This window comes from Streptomyces sp. CB01881 (assembly GCF_002953255.1).
Lineage (GTDB): Bacteria > Actinomycetota > Actinomycetes > Streptomycetales > Streptomycetaceae > Kitasatospora.
Genome location: NZ_CP026498.1, coordinates 1,450,636 through 1,470,854, shown reverse-complemented (window position 1 = coordinate 1,470,854; position 20,219 = coordinate 1,450,636). Strand labels below are relative to the sequence as shown.

Below are 20,219 nucleotides of genomic sequence, written 5' to 3'. Positions count from 1 at the left end.
GAAACGCCCGGTTACATTCCGAACCCGGAAGCTAAGCCTCACAGCGCCGATGGTACTGCAGGGGGGACCCTGTGGGAGAGTAGGACGCCGCCGAACAATCATTCAAGAGAAGCCCCCGCCGGGAACCGGACGGGGGCTTTTCTGTTGTAGGGTCAACATGCAAAGTCGTCACACGGTAACAGGAGGCCCCCGGGTGGAGGTCCAGGAGACGCGGGTCCAGACCGATCGCGTCCTCACCATCCCCAACCTGCTGAGCATGGGTCGGCTGGTCGGCGTTCCGCTCTTCCTCTGGCTGATCCTCTGGCCGGTGTTCGGCGGACCGAACAATGACGGCTGGGCGCTGCTGATTCTGATGCTGAGCGGCATCAGCGACTACCTGGACGGAAAGCTCGCCCGCAGGTGGGGGCAGATCAGCCGGGTCGGCCAGCTGCTCGACCCGCTGGCGGACCGCCTCTACGTGCTGTCCACCCTGGTCGGCCTGACCTGGCGTGAGATCCTGCCGTGGTGGCTCACCGCGATCCTGTTGGCCCGTGAGCTGTTTATCGCGGCGCTGCTTCCCATTCTCAACCGGCACGGCTACGGGCCGTTGCAGGTGAGTTTCCTGGGGAAGGCCGCGACTTTCAACCTGATGTACGCGTTCCCGCTTCTGCTGCTCGGCACCGGGGACAGCTGGATCGCACGGCCGGCCGAGGTCGTCAGCTGGGCCTTCATCTGGTGGGGGACCACGCTCTACTGGTGGGCCGCCATTCTTTACGCGGTGCAGGCGCGGCAGATCATCAGGGGCGTCTCGGCCTCGCCCGCGTCCACAGTCTGAGACGTGATCTGAGAGAAGTCCCACGGCGGCCCGGTGCGTCGGACGATATCTTCCGGGTAGAGAACCTCTGGAACGGTTTGATGGACCTGCAGGTCCACCACCGCGAAGGAGGACGCACCCGTAATGAAAGCCGTTGTAATGGCAGGGGGCGAAGGCACCCGACTCCGCCCGATGACCTCCAGCATGCCGAAGCCGCTGCTTCCCGTGGCCAACCGCCCGATCATGGAGCACGTGCTGCGGCTGCTGAAGCGGCACGGTCTCTCCGACACCGTCGTCACCGTCCAGTTCCTGGCCTCGCTGGTCAAGAACTACTTCGGTGACGGCGAAGAGTTGGGTATGCATCTGACATATGCGAACGAGGAGACGCCACTCGGCACTGCGGGGAGTGTCAAGAACGCCGAGGACGCGCTCAAGGACGACTCCTTTCTGGTGATCTCCGGCGACGCGCTGACCGACTTCAATCTCTCGGAATTGATCGAGTTTCACCGTAGTAAAAACGCACTGGTCACCGTCTGTCTCACCCGGGTACCGAATCCACTGGAGTTCGGCATCACGATCACCGACGACGAGGGGCGCGTCGAACGCTTCCTGGAGAAGCCGACCTGGGGGCAGGTCTTCTCCGACACGGTGAACACCGGGATCTACGTCATGGAGCCCGAGGTCTTCGACTACGTCGCGGCGGGCGAGTCCGTTGACTGGTCGAGTGACGTGTTCCCGCAGCTGCTCAAGGAGGGCAAGCGGGTCTTCGGGTACGTGGCCGAGGGCTACTGGGAGGACGTGGGCACCCACGAGAGCTACGGCAAGGCCCAGGCGGACGTCCTGGAGGGCAAGGTCGACGTCGAGCTCGACGGCTTCGAGATCTCGCCCGGCGTCTGGGTGGCCGAGGGGGCCGAGGTGGACCCGGAGGCGGTGCTCCGCGGGCCGCTCTACATCGGGGACTACGCCAAGGTCGAGGCCGGCGTGGAGATCCGCGAGCACACCGTGCTCGGCAGCAACGTCGTGGTGAAGCGGGGTGCCTTCCTGCACAAGGCGGTCATCCACGACAACGTCTACATCGGCCCGCAGAGCAATCTGCGGGGCTGTGTCGTGGGCAAGAACACCGACGTGATGCGGGCCGCGCGGATCGAGGACGGCGCCGTGATCGGGGACGAGTGCCTGATCGGCGAGGAGTCGATCATCGCGGCCAACGTCCGGGTCTACCCGTTCAAGACCATCGAGGCCGGCGCCGTCGTGAACACGTCGGTGATCTGGGAGTCCCGCGGCCAGGAGCACCTCTTCGGGCTGCGCGGGGTCTCGGGCATCCTCAACGTCGAGATCACGCCGGAGCTGGCCGTGCGGCTGGCGGGCGCGTACGCGACCACCCTGAAGAAGGGGGCGACCGTCACCATCGCGCGTGACCACTCGCGTGGTGCGCGTGCGCTCAAGCGGGCGATGATCTCGGCACTGCAGACCAGCGCGATCGACGTCCGCGACCTGGAGAACGTGCCGATGCCGGTCGCCCGGCAGCACACCGCGCGGGGCAGCGCCGGCGGGATCTTCCTGCGGACCACGCCCGGGGTACCGGACTCGTTGGACATCCTCTTCTTCGACGAGCGCGGCGCCGACCTCTCGCAGGCCGGCCAGCGGAAGCTGGACCGCGTGTACGCGCGTCAGGAGTACCGGCGCGCGTTCCCGGGCGAGATCGGCGACCTGACCTTCCCGTCGAGCGTGTTCGACTCGTACGCAGGCAACCTGCTACGGAGCATCGACACCACGGGTGTCCGCGAGGCCGGGCTGAAGGTGGTCGTGGACACCGCTCACGGCAGTGCCGGGCTCGTCCTGCCGAGCATCCTCGGCCGGCTCGGGGTGGAGGCGCTCACCGTCTCCAGCGGGCTGGACGAGGCGCGGCCGACCGAGGACGCGGAGGAACGCCGGGCGGGGCTGGCCAGGCTGGGTGCGCTGGTGGCCTCCTCCCGAGCGGCCTTCGGCGTGCGCTTCGACCCCGTGGGCGAGCGGGTGGCCTTCGTGGACGAGCTCGGCCGGGTGATCGACGACGACCGGGCGCTGCTGGTGCTGCTCGACCTGGTCGCGGCCGAGCGCCGCAGCGGGCAGGTGGCGCTGCCGGTGACCACCACCCGCATCGCCGAGCAGGTCGCGGCGTACCACGGCACCCAGGTCATCTGGACCACGACCACGCCGGACGACCTGGCCAAGGCGGCCGCCGCCGAGGGCACGGTGTTCGGCGGGGACGGGCGCGGCGGCTTCGTCGTCCCCGAGTTCAGCGGCGTGCTGGACGGGGCGGCGGCGTTCGTGCGACTGGTCGGGCTGGTGGCCCGCACCCAGCTCACCCTGAGCCAGATCGACGCGCGGATCCCGCAGGCGCACATCCGCCGGAGGGACATCGCGACGCCGTGGGCGGCGAAGGGCATGGTCATGCGCTCGGTGGTGGAGGCGGCCGGCAGCCGGCGGCTCGACACCACGGACGGCGTCCGGGTGGTCGAGGCGGACGGGCGGTGGACGCTGGTCCTGCCGGACCCGGCGGAGGCGGTCACCCACCTCTGGGCGGAGGGTCCGGACGACGAGGCGACCGAGGCGCTGCTGGACGAGTGGGCGGCGGTGGTCGACGGCGCCGGGCGCTGAGCGCGGGAGGACCACGGGGTGACCGTAACGGTGGCCCCGGGAGGGCGGGGCGGGCGGCGAGTGCCGATCCGCCCCGCCCTCCTGCCCGCTCACCTCCCTCGCCGTTCACCCCCTGCCCGTTCACCCCATGTCCGTTTTGGCGGCCTTGGTGGTGATCCGTCGCTTCTGGTGAGTGTGCAGTTCAGGGGGTGTGCACGGGCCCCTCCGCCGACGTGGGACGATGGTCCGCATGCCAGCGACGCCGACGCCGAGTGCCAGCAACGGACGGTACAACCGTCCGGATGCCTCGATGTCCTTGCTGACCAACGTGATGGACCACAGTCTGGACGAGGGCTACGCCGAGGCGGCCGCGGCACGGGGCGGGGACCGCGACAGCCGGATACCCGGCACGCTCCGGGGTCTGATGACGCTCGGGGCCGGGCTGGCCCTCGTCGGGGCGGTCGTGACGGTCGGCGCGGTGAACGCGCGCAAGGCCGAGCCGACGCTGGCCAAGGAGCGCGACGCGCTGATCCAGCGGATCAACGACAGCAACGGGTCCGCGGACCGGCTCCAGAAGCAGGTGCAGGACCTGCGGCAGAAGGTCGACAGTACGCAGCAGCAGGCGCTGCCCTCGGGGGACGCAGACGCGGGGGACCTGGCCGGCGCGGTCGGCCTGGCCGAGGTGAGCGGCCCGGGCGTCAAGCTCGTCCTGGAGGACGCGGCCGGGACCGGGGCCGGCGGGAACGTCGATCCGCGCGCCGGGCAGGGGTTCTCCAACAGCGGCCGGCTTCGTGACCGGGACCTCCAGCTGGTGGTGAACGGACTCTGGGTCTCCGGGGCCGAGGCCATCTCGATCAACGGGCAGCGGCTCACCGCGCTCTCGGCGATCCGTGCCGCGGGTGAGGCGGTGCTGGTGGACAACCGGCCGCTCGTTCCGCCGTACAACGTGCAGGCGCTCGGGGACGGGCCCAAGCTGGTCGGCGCCTTCGAGAGCAACATGGCGGGCCAGTACCTGCGTCTGTTGCAGGAGAAGTACGGCATCAAGTCGACGCTCTCCGCCCAGAAGAAGCTGACGCTGCCCGCGGCGGTGGGCGTCACCCTGCGAACCGCCCAGCCCGCCACGCCGGAGGCCTCGCCGTCGGCGAGCCCGACCGCCGCCGCCCCGTCCGCCACCGCATCCGCCACGGCGTCCGCCGACGGGTCGGAGAGCCCCGCGGCGGGCTCGTCGTCGTCGGTCACGCCGAAGACGCAGAGCTCGGGGAAGCGCACGCCGAGCGGCTCCGCCAAGACCACCACAGCCCACTCGCCCACGGCGACCACGAGCGGGTCGCCTTTCGCAGGGACAGGAGCAGCTAGACCGTGATTGCCGTACTGGGTCTCGTGATCGGGGTGGTCGTCGGACTCTTCGTCCAGCCCGAGGTGCCGGACGCCGTCGTGCCGTACCTGCCGATCGCGGTGGTCGCGGCGCTCGACGCCGTGTTCGGCGGTGTCCGGGCGATGCTGGACGGGATCTTCAACGACAAGGTGTTCATCGTCTCGTTCCTCTCCAACGTGGTGGTCGCGGCGCTGATCGTCTTCCTCGGGGACCAGCTGGGCGTCGGCTCGCAGCTGTCCACCGGCGTGGTCGTCGTCCTCGGCATCCGCATCTTCTCCAACGCCGCTGCGATCAGGCGCCATGTCTTCCGCGCCTGAGCCGGGCCGCGAGGAGGCGGCGAAGGAGAAGACGGTGGACGGACCGGCGGGAGGCGCCGCGCGGGAGAGCGACGGCGGGCGGGAGGCGGTCCCGGAGGCGCAGACGCCGCTCCGGAAGCCGGTCGCGTCCGCGGGTCGTGAGCCCGTCGCGCCTGCCGGGCCCGCCCGGCCCGCCGAACCGGTGGAGCGGGTGGAGCTGTCCGAGGAGAAGAAGCGGACGGCGGAGGCGACGGAGTCGTCCGAGAAGGCGGTCCCGGGGGTCGAGGAGGCCCCGCCGACGCCGACCGGGGCGCAGGAGAAGCCGGCGGGGCGGCCTGAGGCCGAGGCGCCGGAGTCCGTGTCGGTACCCGCCGACGAGCCCGAGCCCGAGCCCGCGTCCGAGCCGAAGGCGGTCGAGTCAGAGGCCGACGAGCCCGAGCCCGAGCCCGAGGCCGAGCCCGAGGCCAAGGCCGACGAGCCCGAGGCCGACGAGCCCGAGGCCGACGAGCCCGTGCCCGCCCCGACCGCCGTGGACCGTGGTGCGGGCCGGCGCCGGCTGAAGGCGGCGCTCTGGCCGCCGCGGCTGTCGCGCGGCCAGCTGGTGGTGGCGCTGCTGCTGTTCTCGCTCGGACTGGCTCTGGCGATCCAGGTCCGCTCGACCAACGACCACCACAGCCAGCTGCGGGGCGCGCGCCAGGAGGATCTTGTTCGGATCCTCGACGAACTGGACGGCCGTCAGCAGCGTCTCCAACAGGAGAGGGCGGAGCTCGAGCAGTCCCTGGCCAAGTTGGAGAACAGTTCCAACCAGGCCAAGGAGGCCCAGGAGCAGACCAGGAAGAAGGTGACGGAGCTTGGCGTGCTGGCGGGAACCGTCAAAGCCACTGGTCCGGGCATCGTACTCACGGTCGATGATCCCCAAGGGCAGGTGAAGGCGGATATGCTGCTGGACACCCTGCAGGAACTCCGAGCGGCGGGGGCGGAGGCGATTCAGATCAACGATGTGCGCGTGGTGGTCAACACCTACTTCACGGACGTGTCCGGCGGCGGTGTGCAGATCGACGGCAAGAAGGTCTCGCAGCCCTATCGCTTCACCGTCGTGGGGAACCCGCAGGACCTCACACCCGCGCTGAACATCCCGGGAGGTGTGGTCCGTACCCTGGAGAGTCACCAGGCCCGGGCGACCATCTCCCAGCAGCAGAAGGTGGTCGTCGACGCCCTCGTCGATCTGAAGACGCCGCAGTACGCCAAGCCGGCCACGAAGTGACGGGCCACCTGCCGAACGGCCCGTCACCTGCGAGCGGCCCCCGGTGCGGGAGGCCGCCGTCACGTGGGCGAGACTGGTCCACACCAGCACATGCCGGAGCACCACACGTCGGAGTACCACTCCAGCCGGCCCGATCCGAGACCGGGCCCGCAACCTGTCCGAGGTTCTCACCCTGCCCCGCGGGCGGGTCTGTCACACGCAAGGGGATTCGCCCGTGAGTTTCTTCTCGAAGTTGTTCGGTCGCAACAAGGGCCGTGACGCGGCCGCCGTCGAGGCACCCACCGCGCGTCACCGCCGCGCCGACGAAGAGCCCGCCGTGCCGGGCATGCGCCCCGCCCCCGAGGGCGTGGAGTACGCCGAGCGGCCGCTGTTCCGGGACGGCGCCAACCAGGAGTTCGCCGGGAATCCGGCGGGCTACGGCGCGTCGGTTGACCCCTCCGGTGCCCCGCGCATAGGTTTCCCGTCAGGACCCTCAACCTCTGGTGGAGGGTTTGCTCCGGACCCGTACGCCGGGCACAACCCGTCGGGTGTGCCGCGCCAGGAGGCTGTGAACATGGCTGGCCCCACTCCGTGCCCCAGGTGCGGCAACCAGAACCCGGCCGCGGCCCGCTTCTGTTCCAACTGCGGTACCGCTCTGCGCGGTGGCGCGCTGCCCGAGGGGGCGGCCGAGACCACGTCGACCATCTCGATCTCCGGCCTGGAGTCGTACGACCCCAACACCACGACCGGCACCGGCGCCACGCCGGCCCTGTCGGCCGAGGTGCTGGCGGCGATCGACGCGCTGCCGCCGGGCACGGCCCTGCTGATCGTCCAGCGCGGCCCGAACTCGGGCAGCCGGTTCCTGCTGGACTCGGACAAGACGACGGCCGGCCGTCACCCGCAGGGCGAGATCTTCCTCGACGACGTCACCGTCTCGCGCAAGCACGTGGAGTTCCGCCGGACGCCCGGCGGCGGCTTCACCGTCGCCGACGTGGGCAGCCTCAACGGCACCTACGTCAACCGGGAGCGGATCGACGAGGTGGCGCTGAACAACGGCGACGAGGTGCAGATCGGGAAGTACCGGCTGGTGTTCTTCGCCAGCCACCACCGGGGGTACTGAAACCAACGTCGGCGGGAGCCCGAGTGAGTACGAATACCCCTTCATCTCTCGGGGCGGCCACCCCCGTGTCGTTCGGTCCGCAGGCGGACCAGGGCGCGCGGGGGGTGGTCGCGGCCCCCAGGCAGCCGGTCCGTCCGGACAGGCCGGCCGGGGGCGGCCGACGGCGCGGCGGCGACGAGCTGCTGAGCATCGGCGCGGTGCTGGCCTTCCTGCGGGACGACTTCCCCGAGGTCACCATCTCGAAGATCAGGTTCCTGGAGGCGGAAGGCCTCGTCGAACCGCAGCGCACGCCCTCGGGGTACCGCAAGTTCAGCCCGGCCGACGTCGAGCGGCTGGCCTACGTGCTGCGGATGCAGCGCGACCACTACCTGCCGCTGCGGGTGATCCGCGAGCACCTGGACGCCATCGAGCGCGGCGAGAGCCCGCCCGCGCTGCCCGCCGCCGAGGCCCGGCCCGGGCCGCTGGAGGAGGCGGACCGCGAGCTGGTGGCCGGTGCCGAGACCTCGGCCGGGGTCCGGCTGGGCCGGGCCGAGCTGCTGGCCGCCGCCGAGGCCGGAGAGCCGGAACTGGCCGAGTGGGAGTCGTACGGGCTGGTCGCGGCGGGGCCGGACGGCGGCTACGACGGCGAGGCGCTGCAGGTCGCCAGGCTGGTCGCGGAGCTGGGCCGCTACGGGCTGGAGCCGCGTCACCTGCGGGCCATGAAGGCGGCCGCCGACCGCGAGATCGCGCTCGTCGAGCAGGTGGTGGCGCCGCTGCGCCGGCACCGGAACCCGCAGACCAGGGCGCACGCCGAGGCCACCGCGCGGGAGCTCGCGACGCTTTCCGTCCGGCTGCACGCGGCGATGGTCCAGGCCGGCCTGCGGACCCGTACCTGACCGGCCGACCCCGCTGACCAGCGCGGTCGGCCCTGCGCTTTCATATCCGGGTCAAGGGCCATAGGGTTGCCTGTGTGAATGAGCTCGACGTCGTGGGTGTCCGGGTGGAGATGCCTTCCAACCAGCCGATCGTGCTGCTCCGGGAGGTCGGGGGCGACCGCTACCTGCCGATCTGGATCGGCCCCGGCGAGGCGACCGCGATCGCCTTCGCCCAGCAGGGCATGACGCCGGTGCGCCCGCTGACGCACGACCTCTTCAAGGACGTCCTGGAGGCGCTCGGCCAGCAGCTCACCGAGGTCCGGATCACCGATCTGCGGGAGGGCGTCTTCTACGCCGAGCTGGTCTTCGCGGGCGGGGTCGAGGTGAGCGCGCGGCCGTCCGACGCGATAGCGCTGGCGCTGCGCACCGGTACGCCGATCTACGGCAGCGAGGAGGTGCTCGCCGAGGCGGGCATCGCGATCCCGGACGAGCAGGAGGACGAGGTCGAGAAGTTCCGCGAGTTCCTCGACCAGGTCTCGCCCGAGGACTTCGGCGGCGGCGCGCCGCAGTAGCCGGCCTGCGCCGCAGTGGCCGGCCGCGGGAGGGGTGCGTCAGCGGGGGACGTCGTGCGGGATGCCGTGAACGGCGTCGGCCGTGCGAGTTTGGCCATTTTGCCAAAAAGCGTCTACCTACCCACACTAGGGGCACGAAAAACCACTCTCCCGAGTGACGTGGTTTGTCCGGCCCGGCGTGGCGATCGTTGACGGGTCATAGGGGACTGCCTACCGTCAGGAGTGGCTGCCCGGGTGCCCGTCACCCGCAGTCTTGGGTTGCCCGCAGGACGAGTGGACGGAGGTAGGCATGACCGGCACCGGCGATGAAGCGGCCGCTGGAGGCCTGTGCGCCGTGCACGTGCCGCGCACCGCCCGCAGCGTGACCGACCTGCCGCGGACGGAGCTGCCCCGGGTGGGCCGGTTCCCGGCCGTACAGCCCGGTCAGCCCGCCATCGAGCGGCTGACGCCCACCTCGGAGCTGATCGGCTACCGCGGGCCGACGGCCTGCGCCGCGGCCGGGATCACGTACCGCCAGCTGGACTACTGGGCCAGGACGGGGCTGCTGGAACCCAGCGTCCGCACGGTCTACCCGGCGAGCAGTCACCGGTTGTACAGCTTCCGCGACATCCTGCTGCTGAAGATCGTGAAGCGGCTGCTGGACGCGGGCGTCTCGCTGCAGAACATCCGGGTGGCGGTCGCCCATCTGCAGTCCCCCGAGGTCACCGACCCGGCCGGGCTGACCCTGATGTGCGACGGCGCCACGGTGTACGAGTGCACCACGCCGCAGCAGGTGGTGGACCTGCTGAAGGGTGGTCAGGGGGTCTTCGGCATCGCGGTCGGCGCGGTCTGGCAGGAGCTGGAGCTGACCCTCGGGCGGCTGCACGCCGAGCGTACCGACACCGGCGAGACGGTGGTCGGCCACGACCCGGGCGACGAGCTGGCACAGCGCCGCAACCGGGCGGTCTGACCGGCGTACTGACGAGGCCGCGGGCCCGGACGGGGAACCGTCCGGGCCCGCGGCCTCGTCGTGCGTGGTGGACCGATCAGGCCTGGTGGAGAGACCCAAGGGGGAGCACGTGCGGTTCGGGACCGGAATACCCGGCCTGCTGCGGCGGGTACAGCGGCTCGGCGTCCGGCTGGGGCGGCGGCGCACCCAGCGCCGGATCTTCCAGCTCGTCACCGCGGGCGCCGTGCTCGCGCTGGCGCCGAGCGCCTGGCTGTGGACCTCGACGGGGGACCGGGTCGGCACGGTGGCGAGCGCGCCGCAGGCACCGGTGGCGGTGGTGTTCGGCGCGGGCCTGGACCAGGGCAAGCCGTCGCCGTACCTGGCGCACCGGCTGGACGCGGCCCTCGACCTGTACCGGGGGCAGAAGGTCCAGGCGATCCTGGTCACCGGCGACAACGGGCGGGACAGCTACGACGAGACCGACGCGATGCGGCAGTACCTGATCGAGCACGGGGTGCCGCAGGTGCGGGTGGTGGGCGACTACGCGGGCTTCGACACCTGGGACTCGTGCACCCGGGCGCACCGGATCTTCGGGGTGGACCGGGCGGTGCTGGTCAGCCAGGACTTCCACGTCCGGCGGGCGCTGGCGCTCTGTCAGGCGGCCGGCATCGACTCGTACGCGGTCGGGGTGACGGAGGCGCACGACGAGACCTGGCTGTACGGAGGGCTGCGGGAGATCCCGGGGGCGGGCAAGGCGGCGCTGAACGCCTGGCTGCGGCCGGACCCGCTGTTCCTCGGGCCCAAGGAGGAGGGCATCCCGCGGGCGCTCGCCGACGCGGGGGCGGCGCAGCAGCGGTAGCGCGGGGCGGCGAGGCACCGGGGGCGGTGCGGTACCGGGGCGGCGGCCTGGTTCGGCCGGACTGTCGTACCCGTGCGGCATGATCGGCAGGTGCGGTCACTGCCGAGCATCATCCACCTCGACATGGACGCCTTCTTCGCCGCGGTGGAGCAGGCGTCCAAGCCGAGCCTGCGCGGGAAGCCGGTGATCGTCGGCGGCCTGGGCGGGCGTGGGGTGGTCTCCACGGCCTCCTACGAGGCGCGGAGGTTCGGCGTGCACTCGGCGATGCCGATGGCGCAGGCGCGCCGGCTCTGCCCGAACGCGGCGTTCCTGTCCGGGCGCTTCGAGGCCTACCGGCAGGTGAGCGAGCTGGTGATGGGCCTGCTGCGGGAGCTGTCGCCGCTGGTCCAGCCGCTCAGCCTGGACGAGGCGTTCGTGGACCTGGAGGCCGGCCCGTACGGCCCCGCGCTGGCGGCGGCGGATCACGGGACGGGGGAGCGGCTGGTGCTGGCCCTCGCGGAGGACCTTCGGGCCGACATCCAGCGGCGCACCGGGCTGACCGCCTCGGTCGGGGCGGCCGGGTCCAAGCTGATGGCCAAGATCGCCTCCGAGCAGGCCAAGCCGGACGGGCTGGTGCTGATCGAGCCCGGCCAGGAGCGCGTGGTGCTCGGGCCGATGCCGGTGCGCGCCTTGCCCGGCATCGGTCCGGCCACCGAACAGGTGCTGCGCCGGGCGGGTCTGAACACGGTGGCCGACCTCGCCCTGGCGGGGGAGGCGGAGCTGGTGCAGCTGCTGGGGAGGGCGCACGGCGCCGGCGTCCACCAGATGTCCATAGGGCTGGACGACCGGCCGGTGGTGGCCGACCAGGACGCCAAGTCGGTGTCGGTGGAGGACACCTTCGAGGTGGACCTCGCCGACCGGGAGCGGGTGCTGCGCGAGGTCGACGTCCTGGCGGCGCGGTGCGTGCGGCGGTTGCGGGCGGCGGGCCGGTCGGGGCGGACGGTGGTGCTGAAGGTGCGGCGGTTCGACTTCTCCACGCTGACCCGCTCGGAGACGCTGCGCGGCCCGACGGACGACGAGGCGGTGATCACCGAGACGGCCCGGCGGCTGGCCTCGCAGGTGGACATCACCGGTGGCGTGCGGCTGCTTGGCGTGGGGGTCGCGCAGCTGGCCGACTACACCCAGGAGGACCTGTTCGCGCAGGCCGTCCGGGAGGAGGCGGAGTCCGGCGAGCAGGAGCCGGTGGCCGCCGAGGCGGAGGGGGTGGGGGCGGGGGAGCCGGCCGGGCCTTCGACGCCGCACTGGATGCCCGGGCAGGACGTGCACCACGGCGAGTTCGGACCGGGGTGGGTGCAGGGCAGCGGGGTGGGGCGGGTAACGGTGCGGTTCGAGACGCCGTGGAGCGGGCCGGGACGGGTGCGGACCTTCCCGGTGGACGACCCCGCGCTGGAGCCCGCGCGTCCGCTGCCGCTGCGGGGGAGCGGGGGCGGGCCGGGCGAGGGCGGCGAGACCGGGGACTGAACGTACGAAGCGGCCCCGCCCGGCAGGGGAAACCGGGTGGGGCCGCTTGAAGTGCCGGGCCTCGGGCGGTCGCGATGCCCTCGTCGACCGTTCGGGGACCGGTCCCCCGCGCCCTGTCCCTGGGCGCGGGGGTGGACGCCTCGTCAGGCGTCGGTCTTGGCCAGCTGGGGGCTGGAGGCCGGGTCCGCCGTCGCGTTGCCGGCGGCGACGGTGGTGGCCGGCTTGACGGTGCGGATCAGGAAGGGGACGGCGCCGGCGATCGCGCAGACCACCGCGGCGGTCCAGAACGCGTGCTGGTAGGCGTCCAGGGTCGGCAGCGCGATCGGGATCGGCAGCTTCATGGTGTCGCCGGTCAGGATCGCGGCCATCACGGCGGTGCCGATCGCGCCGCCGACGGTGCGCAGCACGGCGTTCATGCCGTTGGCGATGCCGCTCTGCTCCACCGGGACGGCGCCGTTGATGTAGGCGGGCATCGCCGAGAAGGCGAGGCCGATGCCCAGACCGAAGATCGCCGAGGCGGTGTAGATGTCGGCCTCGTGGCTGTGGCGCACGGCCAGGTAGGCCATCGCGACGGCGCCGAGGACGCCACCGAGGACCAGCGGCAGGCGCGGGCCGCGGCGGGCGATCAGCAGGGCGCCCAGCGGGGCGGCGACCATCGAGCCGACGGCCGACGGGAGCAGCATGATGCCGGCGTGCAGCACGGTGGCGGTGAAGCCGTAGTGCGCGAACTTCTCCGGGGTCTGGGCGAAGTTGCTGATCACCATGAACGAGCCGTACATGCCGAAGCCGATCAGCAGGCCGGCCAGGTTGGTGAAGGCGACGGCCGGGCGGGACATCATCTTCATGTCCACCAGGGGGTGCTTCACCTTGACCTCGATGACGCCCCAGACCAGGGCGACCACGGCGGCGACGGCGAAGAGGCCGAGGGTCTTGGTCGAGGTCCAGCCCCAGTGGTTGCCCTGGCTGACCGCGACGAGCAGGGCGGAGAGCCAGCCGGCCAGGGTGAGGGCGCCGAGCGGGTCGGCCCCGCCGTCCTTGTCGGTGACCGGGTCGCTGGGCACCCGCAGGGCGACCAGGGCGACCGCGATCAGGCCGAAGACCAGGCCCATCCAGAAGATCGACTTGTAGCTCCAGTGCTCCAGCAGCAGGCCGGTGGCGACCAGGCCGAGGCCGCTGCCGACGCCCATCGAGGCGCTGATGGCGGCGACGCCGCCGGTCACCTTCTGCTTCGGCAGCTCGTCGCGGACGATGCTGATCGCCAGCGGGAGCACGCCACCGCCGGCGCCCTGGAGGACACGGGCGATGACCAGCCAGGTGAAGGAGTGGGTGCTGACCGCCAGTGCGGAGCCGGCCACCAGACCGGTCAGCGAGATCAGCAGCATCGGCTTGCGGCCGCGCAGGTCACCGAAACGGCCCAGCAGGGGGGTCAGCACGGCGGCGGAGAGCAGGTTGGCCGTCATCAGCCAGGTGATGCTGGAGCCGGAGACGCTGAGCTCCTTGGCCAGCGAGGGCAGGATCGGGACGACCGCGGTCTGCACCACGCTGAACGACAGCATCGCCAGGATGAGGGCCGGCAAGACCCGGGCGCTGCTCTGCTTCTCGGCCGCGGTGGTGGGCTGTGGTGCCTCACTCACGGTTGCTTCCTCCCGTACATAGTGAATGAACTGAAGTAACCATGCAGGGAGATACTTCATTGTGTCAAATATCGATCGGTGAAGCTTTGGCAAAGTCGAAGGACCCCGGGCCGTGGCTGGCCCGGGGTCCCCGGTGAGGCGTCGTCAGGCGAGCGGCCTGAGCGTGGCCGGGCGGGACGGTTCGTCGGCCGCGGCGGAGGCCGATGCGGGGGCCGATGTGGGGGCCGGCGCGGGGGTCGGCGCGGAGGTGGGCTGGGCGGGGGCGTGTGCGGACGGGGAGGCGGGGCCCGGGGTCGAGGCGGCGGCGGTGTTGTCGTGCACCTCGACGTGCTCGCGGCGCAGCTCATCGCGGATCACCTCCTCGGAGGTGTACCGCTCGACCACCAGGCGCACCCGCTCGATCGGGGCCAGGTACTTGCGGACCACCGGGCGCTCCTCGCGCAGGGTGACCTCCTCCACCGCCTCCGCGATGTCCTTGTCGCTGAGCGAGGCCCGCTCCGCCTCGCCGACCGGCATCCGCTCCACCCGGACGCGCTCGCGGACCACCGGGACCCGGCGCTCCACCGGCTCGCTGGTCACGTACTTGCGCAGCTTCGCGGTGCCCAGGACGTGCCACTCGGTGGTGATGTCCAGCCGCTCCTCGCGGCAGGTGATCTCCACCGGGCCGCTGGGCGCGGACGAGGCCGGGCCGGAGGCGGTGGAGTCGGCCGGGGTGGCGGTGGAGGCGGCCGGGGTGGCGGTGGTGGAGTCGGCCGGGGTGGCGGTGGAGGCGGCCGGGGTGGCCGGGCCGGTGGTTGCCGGTGCGGCCACGGGGGTGACCGGCGCCGCGGGGGCGGCGGGCGCGGTGGTGCTGAGGGTCCGCACGTTGGCCTCCGTGGCGGGTTCGGACGGTTTGCCGAGGTCGGCCGCCGGGGTGATGAGGGGGGACGGGGTCGCGCTGTCGGCCGAGTGGAAGTTGTCGGCCGAGCGGAAGGCGAGCGGCTTGGGAGCCGGAGCCGGAGCCGGAGCCGGTGTCGGCGCGGGCGCGGGCGCGGGTCCCGCGGCGGCGGGTTGGTCCGCGGACTTCGACGCCGGGGCCGTTGCTGCTGCCGCGGCGGCCGCCGTGCCCGCCACTGCCGCCGTTCCCGCCGCCGGGGCCGCGGGCTGGGCCGCCGCTGGCGGGACGGAGCCGAAGTCCAGGTCGGCCGGATCGGAGCCGGAGCCGTCACCCGCCGACGGGCGCCCGTCCACCGGGGTGTCCAGCCCGTAGTAGCGGTAGAGCTGGAGCTCCTGGGCCGGTGACAGGTGCTGGCCCACGCCGAAGTCCGGCGACTCCTTCACCAGCGACTTGTCGTACGGCACCCGCAGCTCGTCGCCGGAGAACTCGCTCGTGGTCAGGGGGACGAAGGCGTCCCGGCCGAAGATGCCGGTCCGGACGGCGGCCCACTCGGGCTGTCCGGTGGCGTCGTCCAGGTACACCTCGTCGACCGTGCCGATCTTGTCTCCGTTGCGGTCGACCGCCTTGTGGCCGATGAGGTCCCGGGGGTCGATATCGGTCTGCACTCTTTCCTCCAGTGCGCTGCGCCTGCGGGACTCCCGCAGGCCGGCGGCCGGCCCGCCCGTCCCATCCGCCACTTCACACAAAAAGCCATGAACCGGACAGTCGCGACCGGGGCGGGGCCGGACGGGCCCGGTGCTGCGCCGTCCGGGGCACGGGTGAAGTCCCGGAGTGACCTGACGCACCCGTGATCGAAGGGCCTCCCGCTGGTACCCTGGGCGCGACCGCCGAGCCCGCTCGGGAGAGTCCCCGACAGTGAAAACCACTGGTCGGGGCGCCGAAGGAGCAACTCCTCCCCGGAATCTCTCAGGCATCCGTACCGTGTGGGATAGGTCACTCTGGAAAGCAGGGCAGGACTGCGGGCGAGGGAGCCGGCGGCCACCACCCTCACCGACGGTGCAAGCCGGCGGCGCGCCCACCGCGTGCCGCGCGGGTGAAGCTCTCAGGTCCCGATGACAGAGGGGGAGGCCTGTCGGGTCCGCCCGCCCAGGCCCGTCCGCTGTTGTCCGCAGCGGCGAAAGCCGTACGGCGTGCGTACCCCCGCCGGTCCGTGACCAGGAGGCCTCGACCACCATGAACGCCCAGCCGAACGCGGGACGCCCCACCGGCGCCTCGACCCTCACCGAGCTTGAGCTGGCCAGCCCCTTCGAGAACCGCCACATCGGCCCCGACGCCGCGGCGCAGGAGAAGATGCTGGCGCAGGTCGGCTACGGCTCGCTGGACGAGCTCGCCGCCACCGCCGTGCCCGAGGCGATCCGCTCCATCACCGCCCTGGACCTGCCCGGCGGCCGCAGCGAGGCCCAGGTCCTCGCCGAACTGCGCGAGCTGGCGGGCCGCAACCAGGTGCTCCAGCCGATGATCGGCCTGGGCTACTACGGCACCTTCACTCCGCCGGTGATCCTGCGCAACGTCCTGGAGAACCCGGCCTGGTACACCGCCTACACGCCGTACCAGCCGGAGATCTCGCAGGGCCGCCTGGAGGCACTGCTCAACTTCCAGACCCTGGTCTCGGACCTGACCGGCCTGCCCACCTCCGGCTCCTCGCTGCTGGACGAGGGCACCGCGGCCGCCGAGGCGATGGCGCTGGCCCGCCGCGTCACCAAGGTCAAGGGCGGCGTCTTCCTGGTCGACGCCGAGACCCTCCCGCAGACGATCGCGGTGATCGAGACCCGTGCCGAGCCGACCGGTGTCGAGGTCGTCGTCGCCGACCTCTCCGCGGGCATCCCCGCCGAGATCGCCGAGCGCGGCGTCTTCGGCGTGCTGCTCCAGTACCCGGGTGCCACCGGTGTGGTCCGCGACCTCACCCCCGTCATCGAGCAGGCCCACGGCCTCGGTGCGATCGTCGCCGTCGCCGCCGACCTGCTGGCGCTGACCCTGCTGAAGTCCCCGGGCTCGCTCGGCGCCGACATCGCCTGCGGCACCTCGCAGCGCTTCGGTGTGCCGATGGGCTTCGGCGGCCCGCACGCCGGCTACCTGTCGGTGCGTGCCGACTACGCCCGCTCGCTGCCCGGCCGCCTGGTCGGCGTCTCCGTCGACGTCGACGGCAACCGCGCCTACCGCCTGGCGCTGCAGACCCGCGAGCAGCACATCCGCCGCGAGAAGGCCACCAGCAACATCTGCACTGCCCAGGTGCTGCTCGCCGTCATGGCCTCGATGTACGCCGTGTACCACGGCCCGGACGGCCTGGCCGACATCGCCCGCCGCACCCACCGCTACGCCGCCGCCCTCGCCGAGGGCCTGCGGGCCGGCGGCGTGGAGCTGCTGCACGGCGAGTTCTTCGACACCGTCACCGCCGTCGTACCCGGCCGGGCCGCCGCGATCGCCGAGGCCGCGCGCGCCCACGGCATCAACGTCCACCAGGACGGCGAGGACCGGATCTCGGTCTCCACCGACGAGACCACCACCCGCGAGCACCTGGCGGGCGTCTGGGCCGCGTTCGGCGTCGAGGGCGTGGAGGTCGCCGAGGGCGCCGACGCGCTGCCGGCCGCGCTGCTGCGCGAGGACGAGTACCTGACCCACCCGGTCTTCCACAGCCACCGCTCCGAGACCGCCATGCTGCGCTACCTGCGCCGCCTGTCGGACCGCGACTACGCGCTGGACCGCGGCATGATCCCGCTGGGCTCCTGCACGATGAAGCTCAACGCGACCACCGAGATGGAGCCGGTGACCTGGCCCGAGTTCGGCCAGCTGCACCCGTTCGCGCCGATCGACCAGGCCCGGGGCTTCCTGACCCTGATCCGCCAGCTGGAGCAGCAGCTGGTCGAGGTGACCGGGTACGACGCCGTCTCGATCCAGCCGAACGCGGGCTCCCAGGGCGAGCTGGCCGGCCTGCTGGCCGTCCGCGCCTACCACCACGCCAACGGCGACACCCAGCGTGACGTCTGCCTGATCCCGTCCTCCGCGCACGGCACCAACGCGGCCTCCGCCGTGATGGCCGGCATGCGCGTGGTCGTGGTCAAGACCCTGGTCGACGGCGACGTCGACGTGGACGACCTGAAGGCCAAGATCGAGCAGCACCGCGACCAGCTCGCCGTGCTGATGGTCACCTACCCGTCCACCCACGGCGTGTACGAGACCGAGATCACCGACATCTGCGCGGCGGTGCACGAGGCCGGCGGCCAGGTCTACGTGGACGGCGCCAACCTGAACGCCCTGGTCGGCCTCGCCAAGCCGGGCAAGTTCGGGGCGGACGTCTCGCACCTGAACCTGCACAAGACCTTCTGCATCCCGCACGGCGGCGGCGGCCCGGGCGTCGGCCCGGTCGCGGTGCGCGCGCACCTCGCGCCGTACCTGCCGAACCACCCGCTCCAGGCGGAGGCGGGCCCGGCCACCGGTGTCGGCCCGATCTCGGCCGCGCCGTGGGGCTCGGCGGCCATCCTGCCGATCTCCTGGGCGTACGTCCGGCTGATGGGCGGCGAGGGCCTCAAGCGCGCCACCCAGGTCGCGGTGCTGAACGCCAACTACATCGCCAAGCGCCTGGCCCCGCACTTCCCGGTGCTCTACACCGGCCCCGGCGGCCTGGTGGCGCACGAGTGCATCATCGACCTGCGCCCGCTCACCAAGGAGACGGGCGTGACGGTGGACGACATCGCCAAGCGCCTGATCGACTACGGCTTCCACGCGCCGACGATGTCCTTCCCGGTGGCCGGCACGCTGATGATCGAGCCGACCGAGTCCGAGGACCTGCACGAGATCGACCGGTTCTGCGACGCGATGATCGAGATCCGCGCCGAGATCGACAAGGTCGGCTCGGGCGAGTGGGCGGCCGAGGACAACCCGCTGCGCAACGCCCCGCACACCGCCGCCACGCTGGCCGGCGACTGGGCGCACGGCTACTCGCGGCAGGAGGCGGTCTTCCCGGCGGGCGTGAACCCGGCGGACAAGTACTGGCCGCCGGTCAGCCGGATCGACGGCGCGTACGGCGACCGCAACCTCGTCTGCTCCTGCCCGCCGCTGGACGAGTACGGCGTCTGACGTACGGCGTCCCACGGACGGCGTCCGTGGAGGACGACACGTGGCAGGGCCCCGGCGGAACTCCCCCAGCCTTCGGCTGGGAGGTGTCTCGCCGGGGCCCTGCCCGTTCCTCTGCGTCTGTCGGCGGCTGCCCCCGCCGGCGGCGGGTCAGGCCGCGTGGGCGACGGGGCGGCGCGGTGCGATCACCCGGCCGTCGGGCAGCAGTTCGCCGGTGTCCTCGAAGAGCAGGACGCCGTTGCAGAGCAGGCTCCAACCCTGCTCCGGGTGGCAGGCCACCGGTACGGCCGCCTCGCGGTCCTCGGACTCGGCCGACGGGCACTCAGGACGGTGCTGGCACATACGTACCCTCGCTTCGCTCTGCGATCCTCCCCGTGGTGCGGCGCCGTTCGGATGGCGTCGGGAGCCGCCGCGGTAGTCGGATCCTGTCCGGCGCCGGGCAGGTGTGGACCGGCGCTCAAGTGGGTAGGACAGGTGGTCCTTCCACGCTGGTTCCCAGTGTCGGCATCCCGGGACGATCGCGCAGCGATTTGGTGACATGCGCCACAGCCTGGGGGCAGAGATCACCCGTTCGGGTGGCATCGGCCGGAAAAAGCGCCCGGACGGGCCATCAGGTGGCTGGCCCGATGGGGCCATGCCTGATGGCCCGTCCGGGTGGGGCGGGCGAAGCGGAGCGTGCGACGGCGGCCGGCCGGGGCGACCCGGTGACCGGGGGGCGACCGGGAGACGACCGGCGGGGGAGCCCGCCGGGGAGCGCTCGGGCCGGGGAGTGCTCAGATCGGGGAGCGTCCGGGCCGGGGGTGCTCAGGAGGAGCCGAGCAGCAGGGGCCGGGCCAGCGGCGCCCGGGCCAGCACCGGCAGCAGGTCGGCCGCGGGGTAGGCGCGGTGCGCGGTGACCCCGAGCGGGGCCGGCGCCAGCGGGATCAGCAGGTCCGATGCCGGGTCGGCGTCCGGCCCGTGCAGCCACAGCGCCGTCGCGTACTGGCCCGGGAAGGTCAGCAGCCGGGGCTGCCGGCGGGCCCGCGAGGTCTGGGCGAGCTGCCAGGCCTGACGCAGCGCCCGGACGGTGGAGTCCAGGTAGGGCCCGGCGGTGAAGTGGGAGAAGGTGTGGCCCTCGGCCCCCTGCACCACCTCGGCCGCGGCGGCGACCTCGCTGCCGTCCTTGATCAGGAAGCGCCAGCCCGTCCGCCGGGCGGCGGTGAGCTCCGGGCGCGGCCCGTCCAGGACGTGGACCGCGAGCGGGTGCGCGGGGAGCAGCGGTCCGGCCGGATGACGCAGCGCTGCGGCGGCGGGTTGGCGCAGCGCGTCCTCCGAGTCGAGCGCGGCGAGGACCGCGCGCAGGGCACTGGGCGGGGGCTGGGGGGTCTGCAGAGTCATGGCGGGGTCGCCTCTCCGTGCGAGATCGGCGTGCGAGTGCG

Annotated in this window: 16 protein-coding genes, 1 pseudogene and 1 riboswitch; of the genes and pseudogenes, 12 read left to right on the top strand and 5 right to left on the bottom strand. The window is 72.4% G+C overall.

Annotation, left to right across the window (positions count from 1 at the left end; translation table 11 throughout):
• Positions 1-193: 193 nt before the first annotated feature.
• From C2142_RS06465 to C2142_RS06415, 11 genes are all read left to right on the top strand, one after another.
• Positions 194-814 carry a CDP-alcohol phosphatidyltransferase family protein gene (locus C2142_RS06465; protein ID WP_162002419.1) on the top strand — a complete coding sequence of 207 codons (621 nt, stop codon included), beginning with the start codon at positions 194-196 and terminating at the stop codon, positions 812-814.
• A gap of 123 nt (positions 815-937) precedes the next feature.
• A complete protein-coding gene (locus tag C2142_RS06460; RefSeq protein WP_148641494.1) occupies positions 938-3,433 on the top strand; it encodes a mannose-1-phosphate guanyltransferase in 2,496 nt (831 codons plus the stop codon).
• A gap of 289 nt (positions 3,434-3,722) precedes the next feature.
• The gene (locus C2142_RS06455; RefSeq protein ID WP_162002418.1) at positions 3,723-4,775 is read left to right on the top strand and encodes a DUF881 domain-containing protein; all 1,053 of its coding nucleotides are present in this window, start codon (positions 3,723-3,725) and stop codon (positions 4,773-4,775) included.
• Entirely contained in the window at positions 4,772-5,104 is a 333-nt protein-coding gene (locus tag C2142_RS06450; protein WP_030062488.1) for a small basic family protein, read from the top strand. Before C2142_RS06455 ends, C2142_RS06450 begins: the two co-directional genes overlap by 4 nt.
• Before the next feature lie 196 nt (positions 5,105-5,300).
• Complete coding sequence (locus C2142_RS06445; protein WP_241003125.1) at positions 5,301-6,347, top strand: DUF881 domain-containing protein; 1,047 nt, start codon at positions 5,301-5,303, stop codon at positions 6,345-6,347.
• A gap of 214 nt (positions 6,348-6,561) precedes the next feature.
• Positions 6,562-7,446, top strand: a complete 885-nt coding sequence (locus C2142_RS06440) for an FHA domain-containing protein (protein WP_148641492.1) — start codon at positions 6,562-6,564, stop codon at positions 7,444-7,446.
• A gap of 182 nt (positions 7,447-7,628) precedes the next feature.
• On the top strand, positions 7,629-8,321 hold the full coding sequence (locus tag C2142_RS06435) for a MerR family transcriptional regulator (RefSeq protein ID WP_148642227.1): 693 nt from the start codon (positions 7,629-7,631) through the stop codon (positions 8,319-8,321).
• Between the two features lie 74 nt (positions 8,322-8,395).
• On the top strand, positions 8,396-8,872 hold the full coding sequence (locus tag C2142_RS06430) for a bifunctional nuclease family protein (RefSeq protein ID WP_148641491.1): 477 nt from the start codon (positions 8,396-8,398) through the stop codon (positions 8,870-8,872).
• A gap of 289 nt (positions 8,873-9,161) precedes the next feature.
• A complete protein-coding gene (locus tag C2142_RS06425) occupies positions 9,162-9,821 on the top strand; it encodes a MerR family transcriptional regulator (protein ID WP_148641490.1) in 660 nt (219 codons plus the stop codon).
• Positions 9,822-9,930: 109 nt separating this feature from the next.
• A complete protein-coding gene (locus C2142_RS06420; protein ID WP_148641489.1) occupies positions 9,931-10,659 on the top strand; it encodes an ElyC/SanA/YdcF family protein in 729 nt (242 codons plus the stop codon).
• A gap of 90 nt (positions 10,660-10,749) precedes the next feature.
• On the top strand, positions 10,750-12,159 hold the full coding sequence (locus C2142_RS06415; RefSeq protein ID WP_148641488.1) for a DNA polymerase IV: 1,410 nt from the start codon (positions 10,750-10,752) through the stop codon (positions 12,157-12,159).
• A 143-nt stretch (positions 12,160-12,302) separates the two neighbouring features.
• Here C2142_RS06415 and C2142_RS06410 read toward each other — a convergent pair whose 3' ends face one another.
• The 3 genes and pseudogenes from C2142_RS06410 to C2142_RS39440 form a co-directional block, all read right to left on the bottom strand.
• The gene (locus C2142_RS06410; protein ID WP_148641487.1) at positions 12,303-13,793 is read right to left on the bottom strand and encodes an MFS transporter; all 1,491 of its coding nucleotides are present in this window, start codon (positions 13,791-13,793) and stop codon (positions 12,303-12,305) included.
• A gap of 144 nt (positions 13,794-13,937) precedes the next feature.
• Entirely contained in the window at positions 13,938-15,023 is a 1,086-nt protein-coding gene (locus C2142_RS41935; protein ID WP_346766430.1) for a YsnF/AvaK domain-containing protein, read from the bottom strand.
• 6 nt (positions 15,024-15,029) lie between these two features.
• Positions 15,030-15,335 (bottom strand): annotated as a pseudogene (locus C2142_RS39440) (PRC-barrel domain-containing protein); the annotation flags it as partial.
• Between the two features lie 223 nt (positions 15,336-15,558).
• Positions 15,559-15,662: riboswitch (glycine riboswitch) on the top strand.
• A gap of 241 nt (positions 15,663-15,903) precedes the next feature.
• On the opposite strand from C2142_RS39440, the gene gcvP reads away from it, so the two are divergent.
• The gene (gcvP, locus tag C2142_RS06400; RefSeq protein WP_148641486.1) at positions 15,904-18,804 is read left to right on the top strand and encodes an aminomethyl-transferring glycine dehydrogenase; all 2,901 of its coding nucleotides are present in this window, start codon (positions 15,904-15,906) and stop codon (positions 18,802-18,804) included.
• A 147-nt stretch (positions 18,805-18,951) separates the two neighbouring features.
• On the opposite strand, the gene C2142_RS06395 is transcribed toward gcvP, so the two are convergent.
• Positions 18,952-19,143 carry a DUF5999 family protein gene (locus C2142_RS06395; protein ID WP_148641485.1) on the bottom strand — a complete coding sequence of 64 codons (192 nt, stop codon included), beginning with the start codon at positions 19,141-19,143 and terminating at the stop codon, positions 18,952-18,954.
• A 462-nt stretch (positions 19,144-19,605) separates the two neighbouring features.
• Positions 19,606-20,178: a hypothetical protein gene (locus C2142_RS06390; protein ID WP_148641484.1), complete on the bottom strand. Its 573-nt coding sequence runs from the start codon at positions 20,176-20,178 to the stop codon at positions 19,606-19,608.
• Positions 20,179-20,219: the final 41 nt, after the last annotated feature.